At 60.1% G+C, this 21,408-nt stretch carries 26 protein-coding genes and 1 tRNA gene; 17 read left to right on the top strand and 10 right to left on the bottom strand.

Annotated features, from left to right (window positions below):
* Window positions 1–10: 10 nt before the first annotated feature.
* The 3 genes from Q6L55_05175 to Q6L55_05185 form a co-directional block, all read right to left on the bottom strand.
* Window positions 11–1,132: a potassium channel protein gene (locus tag Q6L55_05175; GenBank protein ID MEN9258108.1), complete on the bottom strand. Its 1,122-nt coding sequence runs from the start codon at window positions 1,130–1,132 to the stop codon at window positions 11–13.
* Window positions 1,133–1,191: 59 nt separating this feature from the next.
* A complete protein-coding gene (locus Q6L55_05180; protein MEN9258109.1) occupies window positions 1,192–1,590 on the bottom strand; it encodes a hypothetical protein in 399 nt (132 codons plus the stop codon).
* Window positions 1,591–1,733: 143 nt separating this feature from the next.
* A complete protein-coding gene (locus Q6L55_05185; protein MEN9258110.1) occupies window positions 1,734–2,618 on the bottom strand; it encodes an S-methyl-5'-thioadenosine phosphorylase in 885 nt (294 codons plus the stop codon).
* 104 nt (window positions 2,619–2,722) lie between these two features.
* Here Q6L55_05185 and Q6L55_05190 point away from each other — a divergent pair, with 104 nt between their 5' ends.
* Window positions 2,723–3,064 carry a hypothetical protein gene (locus tag Q6L55_05190; protein MEN9258111.1) on the top strand — a complete coding sequence of 114 codons (342 nt, stop codon included), beginning with the start codon at window positions 2,723–2,725 and terminating at the stop codon, window positions 3,062–3,064.
* On the opposite strand, the gene Q6L55_05195 is transcribed toward Q6L55_05190, so the two are convergent.
* Complete coding sequence (locus tag Q6L55_05195) at window positions 3,030–3,692, bottom strand: hypothetical protein (protein ID MEN9258112.1); 663 nt, start codon at window positions 3,690–3,692, stop codon at window positions 3,030–3,032. The genes Q6L55_05190 and Q6L55_05195 overlap by 35 nt on opposite strands.
* An 81-nt stretch (window positions 3,693–3,773) precedes the next feature.
* Here Q6L55_05195 and Q6L55_05200 point away from each other — a divergent pair, with 81 nt between their 5' ends.
* The 4 genes from Q6L55_05200 to Q6L55_05215 are packed head-to-tail and all read left to right on the top strand — an operon-like array spanning window position 3,774 to window position 7,572.
* Window positions 3,774–4,859 carry a DUF4855 domain-containing protein gene (locus Q6L55_05200; GenBank protein MEN9258113.1) on the top strand — a complete coding sequence of 362 codons (1,086 nt, stop codon included), beginning with the start codon at window positions 3,774–3,776 and terminating at the stop codon, window positions 4,857–4,859.
* 26 nt (window positions 4,860–4,885) lie between these two features.
* Entirely contained in the window at window positions 4,886–5,266 is a 381-nt protein-coding gene (locus tag Q6L55_05205; GenBank protein ID MEN9258114.1) for a DUF6464 family protein, read from the top strand.
* Window positions 5,267–5,272: 6 nt separating this feature from the next.
* Window positions 5,273–6,544, top strand: coding sequence for a serine--tRNA ligase (gene serS, locus Q6L55_05210; GenBank protein ID MEN9258115.1), 1,272 nt, complete (start codon window positions 5,273–5,275; stop codon window positions 6,542–6,544).
* A complete protein-coding gene (locus tag Q6L55_05215; protein ID MEN9258116.1) occupies window positions 6,535–7,572 on the top strand; it encodes an AI-2E family transporter in 1,038 nt (345 codons plus the stop codon). The genes serS and Q6L55_05215 overlap by 10 nt, the downstream gene beginning before the upstream one ends.
* Here Q6L55_05215 and Q6L55_05220 read toward each other — a convergent pair.
* The 3 genes from Q6L55_05220 to Q6L55_05230 all read right to left on the bottom strand — a co-directional run bounded on the left by Q6L55_05220 (window position 7,532) and on the right by Q6L55_05230 (window position 10,604).
* Window positions 7,532–9,208: an N-acetylmuramoyl-L-alanine amidase gene (locus Q6L55_05220; GenBank protein MEN9258117.1), complete on the bottom strand. Its 1,677-nt coding sequence runs from the start codon at window positions 9,206–9,208 to the stop codon at window positions 7,532–7,534. The genes Q6L55_05215 and Q6L55_05220 overlap by 41 nt on opposite strands.
* Window positions 9,209–9,243: 35 nt before the next feature.
* A complete protein-coding gene (locus tag Q6L55_05225; GenBank protein MEN9258118.1) occupies window positions 9,244–10,008 on the bottom strand; it encodes a phycobilisome rod-core linker polypeptide in 765 nt (254 codons plus the stop codon).
* Window positions 10,009–10,091: 83 nt separating this feature from the next.
* Window positions 10,092–10,604 (bottom strand): TRAP transporter small permease subunit, encoded by a 513-nt coding sequence (locus Q6L55_05230; protein ID MEN9258119.1) that lies wholly within the window; start codon window positions 10,602–10,604, stop codon window positions 10,092–10,094.
* Window positions 10,605–10,668: 64 nt separating this feature from the next.
* Here Q6L55_05230 and Q6L55_05235 point away from each other — a divergent pair.
* From Q6L55_05235 to psbM, 3 genes are all read left to right on the top strand, one after another.
* Window positions 10,669–10,740 (top strand) — tRNA-Gln (locus Q6L55_05235).
* Between the two features lie 21 nt (window positions 10,741–10,761).
* On the top strand, window positions 10,762–11,586 hold the full coding sequence (locus Q6L55_05240; protein ID MEN9258120.1) for a hypothetical protein: 825 nt from the start codon (window positions 10,762–10,764) through the stop codon (window positions 11,584–11,586).
* Window positions 11,587–11,952: 366 nt separating this feature from the next.
* Window positions 11,953–12,066, top strand: coding sequence for a photosystem II reaction center protein PsbM (gene psbM / locus Q6L55_05245; protein ID MEN9258121.1), 114 nt, complete (start codon window positions 11,953–11,955; stop codon window positions 12,064–12,066).
* Here psbM and Q6L55_05250 read toward each other — a convergent pair.
* Window positions 12,063–12,953, bottom strand: coding sequence for a universal stress protein (locus Q6L55_05250; GenBank protein ID MEN9258122.1), 891 nt, complete (start codon window positions 12,951–12,953; stop codon window positions 12,063–12,065). The two genes, psbM and Q6L55_05250, sit on opposite strands and share 4 nt — an antisense overlap.
* Window positions 12,954–13,037: 84 nt before the next feature.
* Window positions 13,038–13,535, bottom strand: coding sequence for a (2Fe-2S) ferredoxin domain-containing protein (locus Q6L55_05255; GenBank protein MEN9258123.1), 498 nt, complete (start codon window positions 13,533–13,535; stop codon window positions 13,038–13,040).
* A 65-nt stretch (window positions 13,536–13,600) separates the two neighbouring features.
* On the opposite strand from Q6L55_05255, the gene lipB reads away from it, so the two are divergent.
* From lipB to Q6L55_05280, 5 genes are read left to right on the top strand one after another with little or no spacing between them, the layout of a single operon-like run.
* Complete coding sequence (lipB, locus tag Q6L55_05260; protein MEN9258124.1) at window positions 13,601–14,266, top strand: lipoyl(octanoyl) transferase LipB; 666 nt, start codon at window positions 13,601–13,603, stop codon at window positions 14,264–14,266.
* A gap of 22 nt (window positions 14,267–14,288) precedes the next feature.
* Window positions 14,289–14,537: an acyl carrier protein gene (acpP, locus tag Q6L55_05265; GenBank protein ID MEN9258125.1), complete on the top strand. Its 249-nt coding sequence runs from the start codon at window positions 14,289–14,291 to the stop codon at window positions 14,535–14,537.
* A 3-nt stretch (window positions 14,538–14,540) separates the two neighbouring features.
* Entirely contained in the window at window positions 14,541–15,788 is a 1,248-nt protein-coding gene (gene fabF, locus Q6L55_05270) for a beta-ketoacyl-ACP synthase II (protein ID MEN9258126.1), read from the top strand.
* The gene (locus Q6L55_05275; protein ID MEN9258127.1) at window positions 15,785–16,210 is read left to right on the top strand and encodes an NUDIX hydrolase; all 426 of its coding nucleotides are present in this window, start codon (window positions 15,785–15,787) and stop codon (window positions 16,208–16,210) included. The genes fabF and Q6L55_05275 overlap by 4 nt, the downstream gene beginning before the upstream one ends.
* Window positions 16,211–16,267: 57 nt before the next feature.
* On the top strand, window positions 16,268–16,567 hold the full coding sequence (locus Q6L55_05280; GenBank protein MEN9258128.1) for a DUF3007 family protein: 300 nt from the start codon (window positions 16,268–16,270) through the stop codon (window positions 16,565–16,567).
* Here the strand turns inward: Q6L55_05280 and Q6L55_05285 are convergent.
* On the bottom strand, window positions 16,564–17,877 hold the full coding sequence (locus Q6L55_05285; GenBank protein MEN9258129.1) for a SpoIIE family protein phosphatase: 1,314 nt from the start codon (window positions 17,875–17,877) through the stop codon (window positions 16,564–16,566). The genes Q6L55_05280 and Q6L55_05285 overlap by 4 nt on opposite strands.
* Window positions 17,878–17,943: 66 nt before the next feature.
* Between Q6L55_05285 and fumC the strand changes: the two genes are divergently transcribed.
* The 4 genes from fumC to pdxA all read left to right on the top strand — a co-directional run.
* On the top strand, window positions 17,944–19,377 hold the full coding sequence (gene fumC, locus Q6L55_05290) for a class II fumarate hydratase (protein MEN9258130.1): 1,434 nt from the start codon (window positions 17,944–17,946) through the stop codon (window positions 19,375–19,377).
* Window positions 19,374–19,895: an acetolactate synthase small subunit gene (ilvN, locus tag Q6L55_05295; protein MEN9258131.1), complete on the top strand. Its 522-nt coding sequence runs from the start codon at window positions 19,374–19,376 to the stop codon at window positions 19,893–19,895. Before fumC ends, ilvN begins: the two co-directional genes overlap by 4 nt.
* A gap of 93 nt (window positions 19,896–19,988) precedes the next feature.
* Complete coding sequence (locus Q6L55_05300) at window positions 19,989–20,405, top strand: AbrB family transcriptional regulator (protein ID MEN9258132.1); 417 nt, start codon at window positions 19,989–19,991, stop codon at window positions 20,403–20,405.
* Between the two features lie 21 nt (window positions 20,406–20,426).
* Window positions 20,427–21,408: 4-hydroxythreonine-4-phosphate dehydrogenase PdxA (pdxA, locus tag Q6L55_05305; GenBank protein ID MEN9258133.1), on the top strand; the 982-nt coding region annotated here is incomplete at its 3' end.

Below are 21,408 nucleotides of genomic sequence, written 5' to 3' on the forward strand. Positions count from 1 at the left end.
ATTATAGAGTCTAACGGTGGCGGGTTCCCCGGTACTGCATCTGGCGGCGCAGGGCAAATTTACGGGTTAGGTGGGGAATATCCCCTCGGTGGCCCACCACGATCAGGGTGTCGCCCGCCTGGATGACCGTTTCCGGTTCTGGGTCTTCGATCAAGGTGCCATCAGCCCGGCGCAGGGCCACCACAATAAACGCCCGCTCGCCCCGTACCTCCACATCAGCAATGGTCTGGTCAATCAGGACGCACCCCTCAGGCACCAGCAGTTCATCCATGCGCAGATGAATCTCCCCCAGGATTTCGTTGATGGTGCTGCGGCCATCATTGCGGTCTAAAAAATCCAGCGTCGCCGGATGGGTAATCAAATAGGCCAACCGCAAGGCCCCAATAGTCGAAGGCAACACCACATGGTCGGCCCCGGCCAAACGTAATTTGCGCTCCGTCGCCGGAAATTCCCCCCGCGCCAGGATGGTCAACTGGGGATTCAACCCCCGCGCCGTCAAGGTCACAAACACATTTAGGGCATCATCCGGCAGGACGGTGGCCAAAGCCCGTGCCCGCTGGACGCCCACCCACAGCAGGGTTTCCTCGTCTTCGGCGTTACCCAAGTAGGCCAAATAGCCGTGTTCCGTGGCCTCGCGGATGCGCTCCTCGTTATAGTCCACCACGATCAGGGGTAGTCCGGCCCCCCAGACCCGCTGCGCCAGGATTTGACCCATACGGCCATAGCCACAGATGATCACATGGTCCCGCAGTTGAGCGATTTGTTGGTTCATGCGCTGTGACTCCAAAACCTCCTGAATTTCCCCTTCGGTCACAAACTGCACCAGGGCGCCGATCATCCCCACCACCGTGGCGCTGCCGAGGATAATAATCAGCATAGTAAAAAGCCGTAATGCCGGTGTATTGACGGGCCGTACCTCCCCGTACCCCACCCCAAAAATGGTAATCACCATCATGTAGAGGGAGTCCAACAGCGACCAGCCCGCCAGCAGCCAGTAGCCCAACACCCCCACCACCAGCAGCCCCACAAACGCCAGGACGAAAAACAACAGGTTGCGCAACCCCGGCGAGACCCACCAGTGTTCCCGCACAAACCGAGGATTCACCAGAGCAGTCAGGGAGCGGCGCGGCATGGGGAGGTCAGCACCACAACGTCGGTCGCCTACGATGCTAACGAATTGCTGCTTGGTCGTTACTCCCGGACCAACCAAGCCTGAATCAGCAGATTCCCCGGGGTGGTCACGGTGCCCCGATAGACCAGGATGACCGTCTGGCCGGGAGTACTCGTCACCAGGGGGGTTGTCGGGGGTAGGTCAAACACCGCATAAAATCCCCAAGGACCGCTCAGGGTATTGATAGACCGTTCGCGATACCCCTGCTGTCCCAAGGTTTCCTGGAGAAATTGCAGGGCCTGCTCGGGCTGGAGGGAGACGTGATAGACCAAAGACTGCCGGCCCAGCGCCTGACCTAACCGCACCAAATTAACCGAGCGGCTGCCGGGTGGTCGGGGTAAGGAGCGCAGTAAGGCGGCAACCTGCCCCTGGGCCATCGCCACCCCTACGACTGCCGTCACCACGAACCACCCGTTCATGGACATCAACGTAAAGCTCGACGGTCGTAAATTTTCCAGCTCCCCTCCACCCGCTGTAGGTCAAACCAGAACACCTCCCGGTTCACCTTACGCTGGCGCAGACGGCCCTGGCGATAGAGACTGAACCCCTCATGGGGAACATATTAACCGGGCAGATAACGCGCCAGTAGGGGACGTAATTTTTCAATCGTGGCGGGCGGTACTTGGTCTAGGGGGGTCAAGATGGCATTTTTCAGCGCCCGGTGCGCCCTGGAGACGGGGGGGACCTGGGCAATGCGCCGCACCGCTTCCCGGATGACCGCCTGGGCATTGGCCACATTCTGCCGCAGGTTGGCCAGCACCATCTCCACCGACACGCTGGTGTGGTCTGGGTGCCAACAGTCGTAGTCGGTCACCAGAGCCAGGGTGGCATAGGCGATTTCCGCCTCCCGAGCCAATTTGGCCTCCGGCAGATTGGTCATGCCAATCACGGTCGCGCCCCAGCTGCGGTAGAGTTCCGATTCGGCACGGGTGGAAAAGGCTGGCCCTTCGATGCACACATAGGTGCCGCGCGGATGGACCGTGACCCCCGGCAGGTTCAGCGCCTGGATTGCCTCCACCAGCACCTGGGCCAGCGCCGGGCATACGGGATGTTCAAACGTAATGTGGGCGACGATCCCTTCCCCGAAAAAGGTGGAAACCCGGTTACGCGTCCGGTCAATGAACTGGTCCACCACCACCAGGTCCAGGGGTTTCACCGCCTCCTGCAGCGACCCCACCGCCGACACCGAGATTAGATATTCCACCCCCAGCAACTTCATGGCGTAGATGTTGGCGCGGGCGGGGAGTTCCGTCGGCAACAGGTGATGGTGTCGCCCATGGCGGGCCAGAAATGCCACCGGTACCCCGTCCAACTTCCCAATGAATAGGGCATCCGATGGGTCGCCGAAGGGCGTGGGGATATGGTGTTCTTCCACGTCGGTGAGGGCTTCCATCCGGTACAGGCCGCTGCCACCGATGACGCCGATTTGCACCCGGGGGAGCACCATCGCTTCTCCTGACCACAATTTGGTTGTACTGTAGCACGCCCGGGGGAACTCTGGGCCGCGCGAACCGTCTAAGGGGCTGGTGTTGCGCTCAAGGTTTTCCACAGATGGATATTTTCCTGTTGCCAGTCCTACTGGGGCTGGTGGTGGCTACGCCATTAGTGCGTCCGGCGGCGGTGCTCAACCCCCTCCCGTCGGCAGAACTCCATTTGACCCCTGCCCAGCAAGAGCAAATTCAGGAGATTCAAACCCTGGCGGAGGCGGATGCCGTCGCGCTCCTTACCCCCGAACAACAGGCCCACTGGACCAGGGATAGTCTCTGGCGCCCTAGTCCCCACCTGGCCTTGACCCCAGAACAAATTCGACGGCTAGCCGCCCTGCGTTTGCGCACCCTCAGCCAGATGTATCACGTGCTCACTCCGCACCAGCAGTCCCAGGCGCGGCGTTAGGCAGAGGCGGTCGCAGCGTCAGGTACAAAGCTGCCCCCACCACCGGCAGGGCCATCAGGGCCAACCACCCCCCAGGTGCCAGCCCCCGCCGCTGCAGGTCATCCCAGGCCGCCAGGGGAAACAACAGCCACAGCAGGGTAAAGTCCAAACTCATCACGTGGATGAACCGATTGGTCTGAAAGGCCTGCCACCACTCCGCCCAGCTTCCCTGGGTGAGACCATACCCCAGTAGCCCCAGCGATAGCAGCAGCCATAGACCCCCCAAGACCCGGCTGTTCCAAAAGCGCAACCCTAAAGACTCCGACCCCTGCCAGCGTAGAAACGGGCGGCGCAGCGCCAGATAGGGCAATAGGGCAAATGCTCCCACCCCAAACGCCAGGGCAACAAAAGGCCAGGCCGGCAGTTTTTGTCCCTGCCCATCGGTCAGCAACACCCCCGCGTACAGGGCCGGCCAAACCCCCATCAGATTAAACAGGGCGACAACGAGCGGATTGATCCCCTCCACCTGAAACCGCACCAGGTGCTGGATAAGCTCAAGCGTATCTGGCTGTGGCGGCGGCGCCCCGAAAAAGGCATACCCCACCAATCCCAGCCATAGCAGCCCCAAACCCAGCCGGCGTGCGTCCATGACCGTTTCCCCCTAACCGCTTCTAACCTAGCACAGCCCTTTCCGGTAACATAGGCCTAATAGAACTCACGGCTGCATCCCATGTCCTACCTTGCCCCCCGTCAGCCCACGTACAACTATCTGCAGCACCTTGTCCTGATGTACGGCCATGCCAGCCGGCCCTGGACGGTTCCCGATTTACAGTTCTACGTGGCCCATCAATCCCCCCAGGGGACCTGGCATGACTGGCTATTTGATTCGTTTCTGTTTTTGAACATCACCAGTAGCACCGGGCGGGACTATCGCGCCGATGTCAACCTGGGCACCACCATGAGCGGCGAAGGGGACTTCTTTGCCGTTTGTTCGCCCCAGCCTGCCGGTGTCCAGGAGTGGGAAGAACTGTTGGATTTTTACGCCCAAACCCTGCGCACTCTCGACCAAACCATTGCCGAGTTGCTCCCCCATATCCCCCAGCCCTTGCCCCACAAGCGCAACGCTGTTTTGATGATTCCCTATCCCCACATCACCCAGACGGACTTCGGCTATCAGGGCTGGAACTTTTCCACCCAAGGCCAAAACCTAGACCGGGCCACCCGCCAACGCCTGGCCGCTTGCCAGTGGTTTATCAGTGAATTGCAAAAGCGCCTACCCCGTTTACAGTACGTGCACATCCTGGGGATGTACTGGATGTTTGAGACGGTGTTTCGCTGTTGGGATGTGGATGACCACTGGCTGCTCAAGGAATTGCGCCGCTTTATCCACCAAATGGGCTGGGCGTTTTGTTGGATCCCCTTCTACAGCAGCTACAACCTGCACCTCCTCGACGACTACCAAAACTACTACTTTGACCTGGCGTTTTTGCAACCCAACTACATGTTCTACCAGCGGGGGGTGAATCTGGCCCAGGCCGCCCAGGCCGCCCAGCAACGCAACGCCGGCATCGAGATCGAGTACTACCTGGAGTTGGACGAACCGATTGCCGTCCAAGGGGAACGCCAGCGCCGCTTCCGGGAATACCTCAATGGGGGAGTACTCTACGGCTATATGACCGAATCGGCCTGCGCTTACTTTCTCGGGCAACGCTCCCTCGAGCGCATGGCGGTCCATGACGACCCCCTGGAGCGGGAGTTTTACCAGGACCTTTATGATTTTCTTCAGGGCCAATACACGCCCAAGCCGCTACCCTAAAGGTAAGGTGGCCTGCCCTGGAACCCATGACCCCCGACGCCATACCCACGCAAATCCTCCTCAATCCGACCACGGAATTCCTGGGGGAGTTTCTGTTGCCCGACCAACCCCAACCGGGACATGCCCTGGAAGTCAACGGCCAGCTCTATATGGTCTTAGAGCGCCGCCATCGCTACCAATACCGGGGGGGCCGCTACCAACTCCACAAAATGGCCCTGCTGGTGCAAGTAGCCCACCCGGACCGCAACCGCTGGCGGGGTCAATGGATCATCGGCGATGGACGCTGTCTCTACAATGCCCGGTCGGAACTTTTGCGCTGTGCCGTCAATCCCCTAGGGCCATGCCAGGGCTGCGCGAGTTTTGAACCGGCTTCCGGTACAATCGCAAATGGCCCGTCGGGCAAGTAAGGTGCAGTGTTGGACCTCAAATTAATTCGGGAACAGCCGGAGCAGGTGGCGGCGCGGTTGGCGACTCGGCAGATGGCCATTGACCTGGAACCCCTCTTGGCTTTGGATGCCCAGGTGCGCCAGCGGGAAAAACAACGCGCCCAACTCCAGGCCGAGAGCAATGACATCGGCAAACGGGTGGGGCAACTGCTGCGCAGCGGCGGCGACCCCGACACCATTGCCCAACTGCGGGAACGGGGACAGGAAATTAAACACCTGCTGGCGACCCTGGAGCAGGAGGAACGGGAACTGCGCCACCAACTGCAGGACCTCCTGTTGCAGTTGCCCAATCTGCCGGCGCCCGATGTGCCCGTTGGTCAGGATGAAACGGCCAATGTGGAGCACTACCGTTGGGGGGATGAGTACAAGCCCAAAACCCAGGTGCTGCCCCACTGGGAAATTGCCGAGCAATTGGGGATTTTGGACACGGAGCGGGCGACGAGAATGGCCCGGAGCCGGTTTGTGACCCTGTGGGGGGCCGGGGCCGAACTGGAACGGGCGCTGATTCAATGGATGCTGGCCCAACATATCGCCCGGGGCTATGTGGAGGTCCTGCCGCCGTTTTTGGTCAATAGCCAGGCCATGGTGGGCACCGGACAACTGCCCAAATTTGCCCAGGAAAGTTTTGTCTGCCGGGACGACGACCTGTGGCTGATTCCCACTGCCGAGGTGCCCGTGACCAACCTCTACCGGGAGGAAATCCTCAGCGCCGAACAATTGCCCATTTACCACTGTGCCTGGACGCCCTGTTTTCGCCGGGAGGCCGGTAGCTACGGACGGGATACCCGGGGCCTCATCCGGCTGCATCAATTCAACAAGGTGGAGCTGGTCAAAATTGTCCGCCCGGAGACCTCCCCCCAGGAACACGAACAACTGGTGCGGGATGCGGCGGTGTTGCTAGAGGCGTTAAAGTTGCCCTATCGGGTGGTGGAGTTGTGCACCGGGGATCTGGGGTTTGGGGCGCAAAAGTGTTTTGACCTGGAGGTGTGGTTGCCGTCCCAAAACACCTACCGGGAAATTTCCAGTTGCTCCAACTTTGGGGATTTCCAGGCACGGCGGGCGGGGATTCGCTACCGGGAAACGGGCAAAAAAGGTACAGAGTTTGTCCATACCCTCAACGGGTCGGCCCTGGCGGTGGGACGGACCATGGCGGCCATTTTGGAGCATTACCAGCGGCCCGACGGTCGCCTTCAAGTCCCGGAGGTGTTGCAACCGTACTTAGGGCGGGAATGGTTATGAAATTGGGGGATTGGGTTGGCCTAATTGCTCTTCTCATTGCCCTGTACATCCTGTGGGAAATCCGGCTGCTGCTGCTGCTGGTGTTTGCGGCGGTGGTCTTGGCGGTGGTGTTGCAGGGGGTGGTGCAGCAGTTACGGCGCTGGCGGATTCCCCGAGGCCTGGCCATTGCCCTCACGTTTTTTACCCTGTTGGGGTTGATCGGCGCTTTGATTAGTTGGTTATTGCCCCCCTTTACCAAGGAATTTCAGGAGCTGGTGAAATTGCTACCCAAAGGATTTCAGGCCCTGGCCCGCTGGTCGGCAGAAATACAGATGCGATTACTGGGCGAAATGGTGTTTGATGTGACCAACAATGGGAATGTAATCCGACAGTTGCAAAACCTGTTAGCACCTTTTTTGGGGCGGGGGATTGATTTCTTTTTCAATACCATTGGTGGGCTGTTGTCGGTGATTTTGATTCTGGCGTTGGCGGCAATGTTTTTGGCCGACCCAACCACCTATCGCCGGGGGTTTATTCGTCTTTTTCCCTCCTTTTATCGCCATCGGGTGGATACCATTCTCCAGCGCTGCGAAGTGAATTTGCGTTCCTGGATGCTGGGGGCGCTCACAGCTATGACGGTGGTAGGAATTTTGAGTTTTATTGGTCTTTCCCTCCTGGGGGTGCGCCTGTATTTTGCCCACGCCCTGATTGCTGCGCTGCTGAATTTGATCCCCAATATCGGTCCGACGATGAGTGTCATTCCCCCGGCGGTGGTGGCCCTGTTGGATGCCCCCTGGAAGGCCATTGCTGTGGTGGTTTTGTATTTCCTTATTCAGCAAAATGACGCCTATGTGGTGACGCCCTATGTCATGTCGCAGCATTTGGAATTGCCGCCGGCTTTGACCTTGATCGGCCAAATTTTTTTCACCACGTTTTTGGGACTGCCGGGGCTGATTTTGGCCTTGCCGTTGCTGGTGGTGTTCCGGGTCTGGATTGAAGAGGCCTTGATTAAGGATGTATTGGACCCCTGGCAGCGCTGGCGGTGCTAGTCACGGCTTGCCGTAACCAGGCTTCGATCCCCTGGGCGAGGACCTGCGCTAAGCGTTGTTGGGCTGACGGGTTGACAATCCACTCGAATTCCTCGGGATGGATCATAAAGCCCAACTCCAGCAAAACGGCGGGACAAACGGTGGGCCGGGTCAGGGCCAGATTGCCCCAAAAGACGCCGTAGCTGGGGCGCTGGGCGTGCCGGGTCAGGTAGTCGTGCAAGAAACGGGCCAGGTCCTGACTCTGGGGGTGATACCAAAAAGCGCCGATACCCTGGGTGGCCCACACATCGCCGGCATCCGGTAGGGCGTTGTAGTGGAGGCTGAGGGCCACATGGGGTTCCCGCTCCTGGATCAGGCGCACACGCTCGGCCAGGGAAACCGCCACGTCCTGGGTGCGAGTCAGAAAAACCGCTGCCCCCCGCTGCCGCAACCGTTCCGCCAGTAATTGGGATATCTGGAGGGTCACCTGTTTTTCCGGCGTGCCATCGGGTCCTAAAGCGCCCAGGTCCTCTGGCCCCCCATGCCCAGGGTCAATCAGGATGCGCACACCCCGCAGGGAATCCACTGCCAAACGGGGGGGATGCCGCAGGTGCAAAACGAGGACGTTGTCCCGGTAGCTCACCCCATACCCCCATAGCTGGGCACCGGGGGCATAAAAGCGATAGCGCACTTGGCCGGGCGCCACCTGCTGCCAGGTGAAAAAGCGTACGGCGGGGCTGGGGTCCAGGCGAATGAAATCCGTCTGGGCGGTGGTGTGCCATAGGGTGATTTGGATCACGCCGGGTTCCTGGTGAATGGTGATGGGAATAGGGGTGGCCAAGGGAAAGTGAATTTCCGTCCATTCGGCCCCCACTTGACTGCGGACACCCTGCAAAACGGTGTGAGGTACGGCCCTGCTGGGGTGCAGACTCACCTGCCGGCGGTGCAGCCAACCCCCATAGCCCAGGCGCAACCAGTCCCCCTCCCAGCCGGTAACCTGGTCCTGCGTCCCCACCGGTAAAGGCGTCAGGCGAGCGTAGTCCGTGCCAGGCCCCGTGCGGGCAATTCCCTCCTCCTGTAGCGTGGCAAGGGCTAAGTCGTCGGGGTCCAAGACGGTCACGACGCCGGGACTCTGCCAGGTCTGTCCCCGCCAAACCAGTTCCGGTCGCCCGAGTACACCCGGTTGAGACCCCCGCCCACAGCCCCGATAGAAGGTGGTAATTCCGGTGGCAGGCGCTGCCGTCAACAAAACGTCCGCATTGGCCAGGGGTAGCCCAGACGTAACCGGCGTTAGGGGCATCTGCAGAGACCCCAAACGGACGAAAACCGGCTCCGCACCCGCAGGGACCACCGCCTGAAAACAGAGGGGTTCCCCTGGCAAACGGGCCACATCCACCGCCGGCGCCAAGGGCGTGGCTTGGGGTCTAGGCAGTACCCGCCGTACCCGCAGCGTTCGGGTTTGCGACCCCCCGCGCACAGTGATCAGGTTGTCCCCCAGCGCCAGGGGCACCGAAGGGGCAAAGTGTCCGGCGCTCGAGCGTTTAACCGGTTCCCCGTTCACCCACACCGGTTCCCGGGGGTCATGGGTGCCAATCAAAAAAATGCGGGGGGCGGTGGTCTCATGGGACGCCGGCGGGTACACCACCTGTAAGGCCATGGAAAAGACCAGGCTCCCCAGAAATCCCTGTCCCACTACCGCCGCCGGGGCACCTTGGCTAAAAAGTCCAGTTCCTGTACCCGCACGTTGGGGGTGGGCTGGGGTTGGGTCGCCACCTGCTGGGCCAGGGAACGATACAGTTCCGGGTCACCCGCTTTCGCCAACCTCCGCCGCCGGGTTTGCGCCTGCTGCTGATAGAAGCGAATCAGCACGTAATTCCAATCAATAAAGCCGATGCCCTCCTTGGCCCGGTAGTTGCCGTCGTAACGGGGGGTAACCAGGTTAAAGGGACGACCCTGCATCCGGCGGCGCTGGTAGGGCACCACATTATCCCCAAAAGTTTCCGTATATTCGTCACTGTCTATCAGTTCATTGACAAACCCGCGAAACCCCCGGGTGGCAATGCGGATAGACCAGGCGATTTCCTCATCCCGGTTATAGGCCGCCCGCCCCAGAATCCGCCGCAGGCAAATATCCACCAGGCGGTAGTTGTTATTGGCGGCCACCACCAGCCGGTAAAAGGGGTCCGATTGGGCCAGTCCCCGAATAAAGTCCCGCACCGTAATCGCCCGGTTTTTCAACTGGGATTCCAACGTCACCTGGCGACAGGACTGCAAAATTAAATGCTCGCTAAAAATTTGCCGGTAGGCCGCCCAAATCAGGGCATCCATTTCGTCGGGTGTACTCACATCCTCCAGACGATAAATGCGGGGGCTGTCTTCGTTGATTTCCGCCGGGCCAAAGTCCCGCACCCGATGGTTCTGGGTTGTCGGTCGGTAGGCAAGCAACGGTAACGTCATGGACACCACTCCAGTCAGGGACTTCCTTCAGGGTAGGTCAAGGGGTTCCCCACCGTCCCCAAAAGTAACGCAATGTTAAGGCTTTAATCCGGCCGGCGGCGCAGGAATTGCCCCAATTGCACCACCTGGGCGATCCCCTGCAACAGTAACAAGCCAAATCCCACCAGGGGCAGGGTTTTTACCCAGTAACGGGGCAGACCGCCGGGGTCAGGGGATTGTTCCCCCACCTGCCAGGACGCCACAACCGGGGGAACCGTCACCCAGATCAACAAGACCACAAAAGGCAGGAGAAACAGCAGCGTCCCCCACAGGTCCATCCAGGCGCGGCGGCGTTCTGACCAGCGGTTGACCAGCACATCCACTCGCACGTGACCGTTGTGGAGCAAGGTGTAGGCCGCCCCCAGGAAAAAAATGGCGCTAAACAGATACCACTGCAATTCCAAAAAGGCATTGGAACTAAGATTGCGGCCCACCGCCCGGCCCACGTAGCGCCCGAGCACATTCCACGCGCCGATTAATACCAGCAGGGGCACCAGAGCCATGGCTACTTGACCGGCGCGCTGACTCAACCGATTGACCCAGGATACCCACCCCATACCGCCAGCATACCCCGTTGCCAGTCGCGCTTCAAGCTTGTTAATATAGCTAATGCATTGGCAATGGGGTGTCGCCAAGTGGTAAGGCAGCTGGTTTTGGTCCAGCCATTCCGAGGTTCGAATCCTTGCACCCCAGTTTCTCCCGACAACTAGCTCCATGGGTCACCTGCCGCTGCTGGCCCTGGATTTCGACGGGGTTCTGTGTGATGGGCTGGCGGAATACTTTGCGGTAAGTGCGGCGGTCTATTGCCAGTGGTGCCCGGAGGTGGGCTGCCAGGGCCGCTTGGCATCCTTCCGGGAAGCCTTTTACCGGTTGCGACCGGTGGTGACCCACGGCTGGGAAATGCCCTTGCTGTTGCACGCCCTGGTCCAAGGGGAAGACCCCCAGACCCTGGCGACGGATTGGCCCCAGGTGCAGCAGCGCTTACTGCGGGAAACGGGGTGGTCGCCCCAGGAACTGGGCCAGGCGGTGGATGTCACCCGGGATGCCTGGATCGCCCAGGACGAACAGGGCTGGTTGGCCCTACACAGCTTTTATCCGGGGGTGGCGGCCCAGGTGCAGCGTTGGTTGACCCAGGCCCCTTTTGTGCCCGTGATTGTGACCACCAAGCAGGAACGGTTCGTCCAGGCCCTATGGCAAAGTGTAGGTATCACCTGGCCGGAGAAGTGGCTCTACGGCAAAAGCGCTGGGGAACCCAAAACCACCACCCTACAGCGGTTACGCCAACAGGCACCGGTGCTGGGACTGGTGGAGGATCGGCTGGAGACTCTCCTGGCGGTGCAGCAAACACCGGCCTTGCAGGATGTGCCCTTGTTCCTGGCCACCTGGGGCTACACCACACCGGCCCAAATGGCAACGGCCCGCCAACATGGCATCCAACTGTTAACACTGGCTGAATTTGGGGACCCCACCCTGCCCTGGTTGCCGACCCTGCCGAGGGGATCACATCAGGGGTATGGGCGTCATAACCCTGCCGGCTAGGGTTTTTCTGATAAGAAACTTTTATAGCTATTGGCCTGGCCGGGGGCTGACAGAGCTGGGGGGTTCCTGCTACACTTCGTTTGTGTGAGGAGCGAACCAGTGAGGGGTCTGAGACGAAACTTGGATAGTCGTCAGCCCCCTTTCTGGTTTATAGGGGTTTATGTAATTTTTGAGGCCAAGGATAGGGACTCTAGGTATTGTGCCGGGAATAGGGGTGGGGATGGGATTACTGCCTGGGGTTGGTGCTGAAACTGGGCTGCCTGTCAACTCTCCGGGTAGGTGATGCCTGGCAATTATAAACGTCGTGAAATGGGGCTGGCCGTTTCTGGGCTACAGTAGAGCTTGGAGGACTTGAGGGCACAACCCATGGAAACCAACATTCTGGCATTGATTGGCACGGCGTTGCTGGTGTTGATTCCCAGCGCGTTTTTGATCATCCTCTACGTGCAAACGGCCAGCCGCGGGGAAGGTCAACGTTAACTTTGAGCTGGGGCGCGCACCAACAACACCGGAGCGTCCGCATGCACCCGTACATAGTCGGACACGGAATTGCCCAGCAACCGGTCCAGGTCCACCAAACTCCGGGCGATGGTCGGCCGGCGGTCGGGAGAGCCCAGCATGACCAGGTCGGCGCTGACCTCCTGGGCGATTTGGCATAGTTGCACGCCGGGGTTGCCCTCCCGCACTATACACCGGTACTTCAAACCCCGTTGCCGGATCTTTTGGATGGCTGCGGCTAGGATGGGGTTGGCTTCCGGGCGCTGGGCCAATTCCTCTAGGGTGACCCCCTCCAGGCGCGGGTTGATGTCGGCCAACACCAGCTCGCCCCCCTTGAGGTCCTGCAGGAGAAACAGGGCCAGCTCCAACGTCTGCTGGGCGGCAGGGGAACCGTCATAGGCCACCAGAATCCGCTGGATGCGCTCGACATAGGTGTCGTCCTTCACCAGCAGCATGGGCCGGGATGCCAGTTGGAAAACGTATTGGCTAACGGAATTTTCCAGAATCGCCCGCAACCGGCCTAGCCCCCGCGACCCCATGATGATCAAATCCACCTCCAGTTCGTCGGCAACCCGGGGCACAACATCCTTGGGGTCCCCCTCCCGTAACATGGTGGTCACTTGCGTAGGCGGCAAACAACCGGTGCTAACCCCTTCGTCACGGCAGATGTGAATCTTGGCCAGAGCGTTTTTCAAGATTTCCACCCCTTCGGCTTGTTTGGCAACCATATCTTGGGCTGACGCCTGGGGAGTCACCACGTGTAGGACTGTCACCTGGGCTTGGCGAAGGCCGGGCAAATCAATCAGGGCGTTGAGCATTTCTTCCGTGTGACCCGTACCCGATACGGCCAACAAAATTTTGCGAATCATTGACGTCCTCCCACAGCCCAATCTATCTATAGGCTTAGACCAGAACCCTCGCCCCCGCCCGTACTTCTTCAGGTTTCTTCAAATTCAAACCACCGGCTGGGACACCCGTTGCGCTAAGTAGGCCAACACATCGGCCACCTGCGCCCGGTGCACCATTTGACCGTCAATACAGACGTTGGGACCGTACTTGCAAGCTTTTTGACAACCACTGGCCTCGACGAACACCCACTCGTCCCAGCCCCGCTGCCGCACCTTCTCGCCTAACTCTTGCAACAACGGCCCACTGCCCTGCTGGCGACAACGGCCCTTTTGACAGACTTGCACGCGACAGGGGGGTACGGTAACGGTTAGGGGTTCCGCAGGGGCAAAAATCAAAATATCGGTGGCCTGCCATCCCCCCGCATGCCAGCGCACGGCCACCTTCACCGCCATTCCCGGCTGGAGTTCTCGCAGCAACCCCGCTCGCAGGTATTTCGGCAGCTTCACCGGGTACTCCTGCGCCCCGTCATGAATGCGGATATATTTCAACTTGCCCTTGGCGGACGGCCAAAACCCGGTAAAGACGCCGCTGAGGATCCGCATAGCTGCAAGAAATGTGCAATAGATATTTTTTAGTATAGGGGATGGTGTCCGGTGGCATCCGCCCCATGACCCAAGTGTATTACGCGTGGTGGGGGCCGGGGATCCCCTATACCCAAGCCTGGACCTGGCAACGGGAGCAGGTGCGACAGCGCTTGGTCGACCCCCAGTTGCCGGATGTGGTGGCCCTGCTGGAGCATCAACCGGTTTATACCCTGGGGCGGGGGGCGTCCCTCCAGTTTTTACGCCTGCCCTTGGCGGAGTTGGGGGTTCCCGTCTATCGCACCGAGCGGGGAGGTGAGGTCACCTATCACGGGCCGGGGCAGGTGGTGGGCTACCCCATCTTGCGCCTGTCCCGCTACGGGCTGGATGTCCACCAGTACCTGCGCGCCCTGGAGGAAGTGATTATCCAGACGCTCAGGAGCTACGCTATTGCGGCGGGACGGAAAACCGGTTATACGGGGGTGTGGGTCGGGGATACCAAGGTGGCGGCCATTGGGATTGCCCTGCGTCGGGGCGTGACCATGCATGGGTTTGCCGTCAATGTCTGTACGGATTTGGCCGCCTTTAGCCGGATTGTTCCCTGCGGGATCGCCGCCTATCCGGTGGGCAACCTGGTGCAGTTCTGTCCGGGGTTAACGGTGATGCATGTGCAACAGGCCCTGGTGCAGCAGATGGAGCGGGTTTTCGGGATGACCATGGAGCAAGCGCCCCCAATTTCGATAAGATGCTAAGAATGACCCGTGGAGTGATGGCATGGACAAGGAGCAAATTTTTGCCAAGGTGCAAGAAATCGTGGCCGATACGTTGGACGTGCCGGCGGAAAAGGTGACCCCCGAGGCCCATTTCGCCAATGACCTGGGGGCGGATTCCCTGGCGACGGTGGACCTGGTGATGAAACTGGAAGAGGCCTTTGACATTGAAATTCCCGACAGCGCCGCCGAACAGATCACCACAGTGCAGCAGGCGGTGGATTATATTGCTCAACAAAAGGTAGCGGCGTAGGGGATGGCAGGTCGCGAGCGGGTGGTGGTCACAGGTCTGGGGGCCATTACGCCCCTGGGCAATACGGTGGCGGATTATTGGGCAGGACTGCTGGCGGGGCGCAGTGGCATCGGGCCGATTACCTTGTTTGACACCTCGGGCCACGCCTGCCGCATTGCCGGGGAAGTCAAGGATTTTGACCCCTGTGGGTACCTGGAGCGGCGGGACGCCAAACGCATGGACCGCTTCGCTCAGTTCGCCGTGTGCGCCAGTTTGCAGGCGGTTCAGGACGCGGGGTTGACCATCACCCCGGAAAACGCTGCCCAGGTGGGGGTGGTGATCGGCACAGGGGTCGGTGGCCTGCGGATTATGGAGGAACAGCACCAGGTGTTGCAGCAAAAAGGTCCCGACCGCTTGAGTCCCTTTACTGTGCCCATGATGATCTGCAATATGGCGGCGGGTTTGACGGCCATTCACTTGGGGGCCAAGGGACCCAATTCCTGTCCGGTGACGGCCTGTGCGGCGGGGGCCAACGCCATCGGGGATGCCTTTCGGCTCATCCAGCAGGGGTACGCCCAGGTGATGGTCTGCGGCGGTACGGAAGGGGCAGTTACCCCCTTGAGTATGGCGGCCTTTGCGGCCTGTCGCGCCATGTCCCTGCGTAATGAGGACCCCCAGCGGGCTTCCCGTCCCTTTGACCGAGACCGGGATGGTTTTGTCATGGGAGAGGGGGCGGGCGTCTTGGTGCTGGAGGCCCTCAGCCATGCCCAGGCCCGGGGGGCGCGTATCTATGCCGAATTGGTGGGCTATGGGTGCACCTGCGATGCCTATCACATCACCGCGCCGGTGCCGGATGGGGAGGGGGCGACGCGGGCAATGGAATTGGCTTTAAAGGATGGCAATTTGCGCCCTGATCAGGTGAGTTACATTAACGCCCACGGCACTAGTACCCCGGCGAATGACATTACGGAAACCAAGGCCATTAAGCGGGCACTGGGGGACCATGCCTACCAGGTGGCGGTGAGTTCCACCAAGTCCATGACGGGGCATTTGTTGGGGGGGTCAGGCGGCATTGAGGCGGTGGCAACGGTGCTGGCGGTTTACCACGACCGGGTGCCCCCCACCATCAACCTGGACCATCCGGACCCAGAGTGCGATTTGGATTACGTACCTCACCAGGCGCGGGCGATGTTGGTGGAGGTGGCCTTGTCCAATTCGTTCGGCTTTGGCGGGCACAATGTCACCCTGGCGTTTCGCAAGTTCCGCCCATGAGTCAGATTCGGGTGCTGGCCCTGGGGTTGATCCAGGAAGGGGACCGAGTCTTTGTTTCCCAGGGCTATGACCCGGCGCGGCAGTTGACGTTTTACCGGGCGCTGGGTGGGGGGGTGGAGTTCGGCGAACCCAGCCTCAAGGCCCTGCAGCGGGAATTTTGGGAAGAGTTGCAAGCCTCCCTGACGGACATCACGTACCTGGGCTGTCTGGAAAACATCTTTGTGTACAACGGCCAACCGGGCCACGAGATCATCCAGCTTTATCGCTGTCGCTTTGCCGACCCCAAATTTTACGCCCTGGACTCCATCCCTTTTCAGGAGGGGGAGCGCCGGAAATTGGCCCTGTGGGTGCCGGTGGAGCGATTTCTTAAGGGGGAACTCCTTCTCTACCCCGAAGCCTGCCTGCGCTATCTATCCCCCTGAATGACCCAGAACCAGTTGCCCTACACTAGACTGGGAAAGGAGCATCTAAACCCGACGATGCGGCGCCTTGATGTCTTGCTCATTGGCCTGGGGGTATTGGGAGCGGGGGGGGTCATCTATGCCCTGTTGCGGCTGTTGGGGCTAGAGGGGCTGACGGCAGGGGTGTGGACCCAGGGGATTTTGATGGGCGGTCTCATCCTCTGGATCAGTACCTATGCAGTACGGGTAGTGCGTAAGGATATGACCTACCACCGCCAGCGGGAACAGTATGAGCGAGCTTGGCTGGAGCATCAGATAGCACAACTCTCCCCGGAGGAGTTAGCGCGTCTCCAGGAGGACATCGAAGGCCAAGGTTAATCAATCACCCGCGCGACCACCAGGGTCATATCGTCCTCCGACCGCCCCTGCGGTCCCACAAAGGCCTTCACCCGCATAAACAGATACTCCAGGATGTCCTGGGGTTGGGTATGTAGGCTGCAGGCCTCCTGTACCGCCTGGGTCAAACCGGCAATTTCAAACCGCTGACCATAGGCATTCATGGCATCCGTCAGGCCATCCGTGTAATACACCAACACATCCCCCGCTTGGAGATAAACCGTGCCGTTTTCATAGCAACTGTTGGGTTCTAGGCCGATGATCATCCCCGCCGTATCCAGGGTTTGAATAGCAGGGGGACAGCTACGCCAGAGCAACGGGGGATTGTGGGCCGCATTGCAAAAGGTCAACCGGCGGGTCTGGGGGTCGTACTCCGAATAAAACAACGTGACAAACCGGTGGGAATTGGTCAAATCCTCGTACATGACCTGGTTGAGGTGGCTAAGGATGTCCGCCGGCGAATGCCCCCGCAACACCTCCGACCGCAACATTCCCCGCGTCATGGTCATGATCAACCCCGCCGGCACCCCCTTGCCCATGACATCGCCGATGACAATGGCCCAACGCTGCCCGCCCGCCACCGGAATGAAGTCGTAGTAATCCCCCCCCACCCGCTGGGCCATGGCATACCGAGACGCCAGCGCCAAACCGGGAATCTCCGGGCAACACTCCGGCAGGAGGTGTTTTTGGATCTCCGACCCCAGTTCCAACTCCCGGTCCAGCCGCTCCCGTTCCCGCAGGGCCAAGCGCAAATGTTCCTGCTCAATCGCTACGGCCGTCTGGTCCGCCACCAGGTTGAGGAGTTGCCGACGGGCGTCCGTAGTCACCACCCCCGGTTGCTCGCTCATAACCACCAGCCACCCCTGCACCTGACCCCCCACGATCACCGGTGTACTGGCGACCTCCACCCCCAGGACCACCGGCAATTCCCGTTCCAAACGCTCACCCAAGGCCTGTGGCGGGGTTGTTGCCGGTAAACCCTGGACATAATCCGCCAGTTGCGCCCGCAGGGTGGCCCATCCCTCCGGCCGGTGACTGTGAAATTGGTGCAGCACCAGCCGTTGTTCCGGTTCATTCCACAGCAGTAGGGCCGCTCCCTCCCCATCACAAACCCGCGTAGCAATCACCGGAATTAATTGCAAAAATTGATTCAAGTTATGCAAATTCCGCAGCGCCGACCCCAGGTAGCTTAATAGTTCCTGCACCTTGCGATGCTCCCGCTGGGAACGGGCCACCAATTCCTTTAGGGTTAAAACCCCCTGCATTGTGGCGGTTCGGGGATGGTCCGGCATGATCGGCCCAAGTCTGGGAAAATGTAATGCGTTATTTTAACACCCAAACGGGGGATGTCAAGGGTCATGAACGACATGCGCATCGAAACCGACAGCCTAGGAACCGTCAGCGTTCCTGCCCAGGCCTACTGGGGGAGTCAGACCGCCCGCGCTCTCCAGTATTTTGCCATTGGCCAAGAATTGATGCCCCGGGCGGTGATCCATGCCTTGGGGTTGATCAAAAAAGCGGCGGCGGCGGTGAATCAAGAACTGGGTTGTTTGGCACCCGAATTGGCCGGCCCCATTCAACAAGCGGCTCAGGAGGTAGCCGAAGGGCGCTGGGACGACCAATTTCCCCTGCGGGTCTGGCAAACTGGGTCCGGCACCCAAACCCACATGAACGTCAACGAAGTCATTGCCAACCGGGCCAACCAGCTCCTGGGCCAGCCCCTGGGCCGCAAAGCTCCCGTCCATCCCAACGACCATGTGAACCTGGGCCAGTCCTCCAACGATGTCTTTCCCACCGCCATGCACCTGGCCGCCGTGTTGACCTACCGCACCCACCTGCAACCGGCCCTGGCCCAACTCCAGCAGGCGATTCAGGAGAAAGTCCAGGCCTGGTGGAACATTGTGAAAATCGGCCGCACCCATTTGATGGACGCCGTGCCCTTAACCCTGGGGCAAGAATTTTCCGGTTACGCCGCCCACCTGGCCCACCACCAGGCCCACCTGGAAAGTTGCCTCCCCCAACTCTACGAACTGGCCATTGGCGGTACTGCCGTCGGCACCGGCCTCAACACCCATCCCGAATTTGGGCAACGGGTGGCAGCGCGGTTAGCCCAATGGACAGGTATCCCCTGGGTTAGAGCCACCAATCCCTTTGCCGCCTTAGCCGGCCACGAAGCCCTAGTGCATTTCAGCGGTGCCCTGGCGGCCCTGGCCGGTTCCCTCCTCAAAATTGCCAACGACATCCGCTGGTTGGGTTCGGGTCCCCGCTGTGGTTTGGGGGAACTACACCTGCCCGCCAATGAACCCGGGAGTTCCATCATGCCCGGCAAAGTCAACCCCACCCAAGCCGAGGCCCTGATCATGGTCGCCCTCCAGGTCATGGCCTGCCACAGCGCCGTCAATTTCGCCCACAGTCAGGGCAATTTGGAACTCAACGTCTGCAAACCCCTCATTATCTATAACGTACTCCAAGCATTGCACCTGCTGGGGGACGCCTGCCGTAGTTTTAGCCAGCATTGTGTGCAGGGGTTGACCCCTAACCTGACCCAAATCCAAGGTCATCTTCAGGCATCGTTGATGCTGGTGACCGCCCTCAATCCCCACATCGGTTATGACCGGGCCGCCCGGGTTGCCCAAAAAGCCTACCGGGAGCAAAAAAGCCTCTGCCAAGCCGGTGTAGAATTGGGCTATTTTACCCCCGAGGAATTTGCCGCCTGGGTGCAACCGGAACAGATGACCCGCCCTACCCTTTCCGGGGATAATGAAATCAGCAATTCGTCCCTGTCGCCATGAAACATACCCTTTCGGTTCTGGTGGAAGATGAAGCCGGTGTCCTGACCCGAATTGCTGGGTTGTTTGCCCGGCGGGGGTTTAATATCGAAAGCCTTGCTGTGGGGCCAGCGGAGCAGCCAGGTATCTCCCGGATCACGATGGTGGTCCCGGGGGATGACCGGGCCATTGAACAGCTCACCAAACAGCTCTACAAACTGATCAACGTCCTCAAGGTTCAAGACATCACCAACATCCCCTGTGTCGAGCGGGAACTGATGCTCCTCAAGGTGAACGCCACACCGGTCAGTCGGCGAGAAATCCTGGAAATTGCCCAGGTGTTTCGCGCCCGGGTGGTGGACCTGGCCGAGGATTCCCTCACCCTGGAGGTGACCGGCGACCCAGGTAAAATGGCGGCAATCATACAGATGTTGCAGAAGTTTGGCATCCGGGAGATGGCCCGCACGGGTAAAATTGCCCTGGTGCGCGAGTCGGGGGTCAACACCGAATATCTCAAAACCCTGGCCGGTCGTACACCCTGAGGGGGTTTGCTTCCAGAAAACTGGTGCTGCACTTGGGATGGCAAAAGTGATTCTGCTATGCTAGAAATTGCAGGATTTAGCAGGAAGAAGCCGATGGAAAATCTCGCGGAATTGCCCAAGGAACCGTTGACGGGAAAAGCCCTACTGAAAAAGTTGGAGGAGCTACGTCATCTCAGCCGGCGGGAGAAGGCGAAATACTGCGGCTACTACCGCATAAAAGGGGACCGGATACGGATTAACGTCTCCGAGTTTATGGATGCGGTTTTGCAGGCCAAAGGTGTAGAGATTGATAATACACGGGACGGCCGCGGTCGCGAACCGACCTATCGGGTGACGGTCCATCGCAACGGTCAAATTGTGATCGGTGCGGCCTACACCCAAAAGATGGGCCTCAAGCCGGGGGATGAGTTTGAAATTAAGCCCGGTTATAAACATATCCACCTCACCCAGGTCGAACGCAACGGCAAGACGGCCAAGGGTAAAGCCGAAGCCAAAGCTGCTGCCTCTTAAATTGCCTCGACTCCTCCTACGGTGACCCTCATCCTGACCACGGGCGACCCGGCGGGGATTGGACCGGAGCTAATTTTACGGGCGGCTGCCCTGTACCAACCCCGTTGGCCGGTGCAGGTGGTCGGGTCGGGAGATGTATTGGTGCGCACCTATGAGCGGTTGCGGTCATGGGGGCAGCCAGCGGTTGATCCGGCTAAACTCACGGTGGTGGATGTGCCGGCGCCGGCGGCTATTCAACCGGGGTGTCCTTCCCCCTTGACCGGTGCCTTAAGCGTCCGCTATCTCGAAAGGGCGATGACCCTAGGCCCCCAGGCGTTGGTGACGGGACCGATCGCCAAGGGTTACTGGCAGGCGGCGGGTTATGCCTATGCTGGGCAAACGGAATTTTTGGCCCAGGCGACGGGATCAGCCGCAACCGGCATGCTCTTTCTGGCCCGTTCGCCCCACAGTGGGTGGGTGTTGCGGACGTTGCTGGTTACCACCCACATTCCCCTGGCCCAGGTGCCTCAGCAGTTGACGCCCGCCCGTCTGACGGAGAAGTTGGGTCTGTTGGTGGAATCCCTGGCACGGGATTTTGGTCTTACCCATCCCCGGATTGCCGTCGCTGGTCTCAATCCCCATAGCGGCGAGCAGGGCTATTTGGGCACGGAGGAGCAGGACATCCTCATCCCCTGGCTGGAGCAGATGGGGCGTCAGTTTCCCCAGGTGACCTTGATCGGCCCTGTGCCGCCCGATACGTTGTGGGTAGCCCCCGCCCAGGCCTGGTGGTCCGCCGATAACCCACCCCCTTGGGATGCCTGCCTGGCCCTGTACCATGACCAGGGGTTGATTCCCGTCAAGGCCCTGGCGTTTGCCCAGGCGGTGAATGTGACCTTGGGGCTACCGCTAGTGCGCACCTCACCCGACCACGGCACCGCCTTTGATATTGCCGGTCAAGGGAAGGCCGACCCCAGAAGTTTTATCCAAGCCTGGCAATGGGCGGAGTGGCTATGGGAGCAACGAT

The sequence above is a fragment of the Gloeomargarita sp. SRBZ-1_bins_9 genome, assembly GCA_039794565.1.
Taxonomy (GTDB): domain Bacteria; phylum Cyanobacteriota; class Cyanobacteriia; order Gloeomargaritales; family Gloeomargaritaceae; genus Gloeomargarita.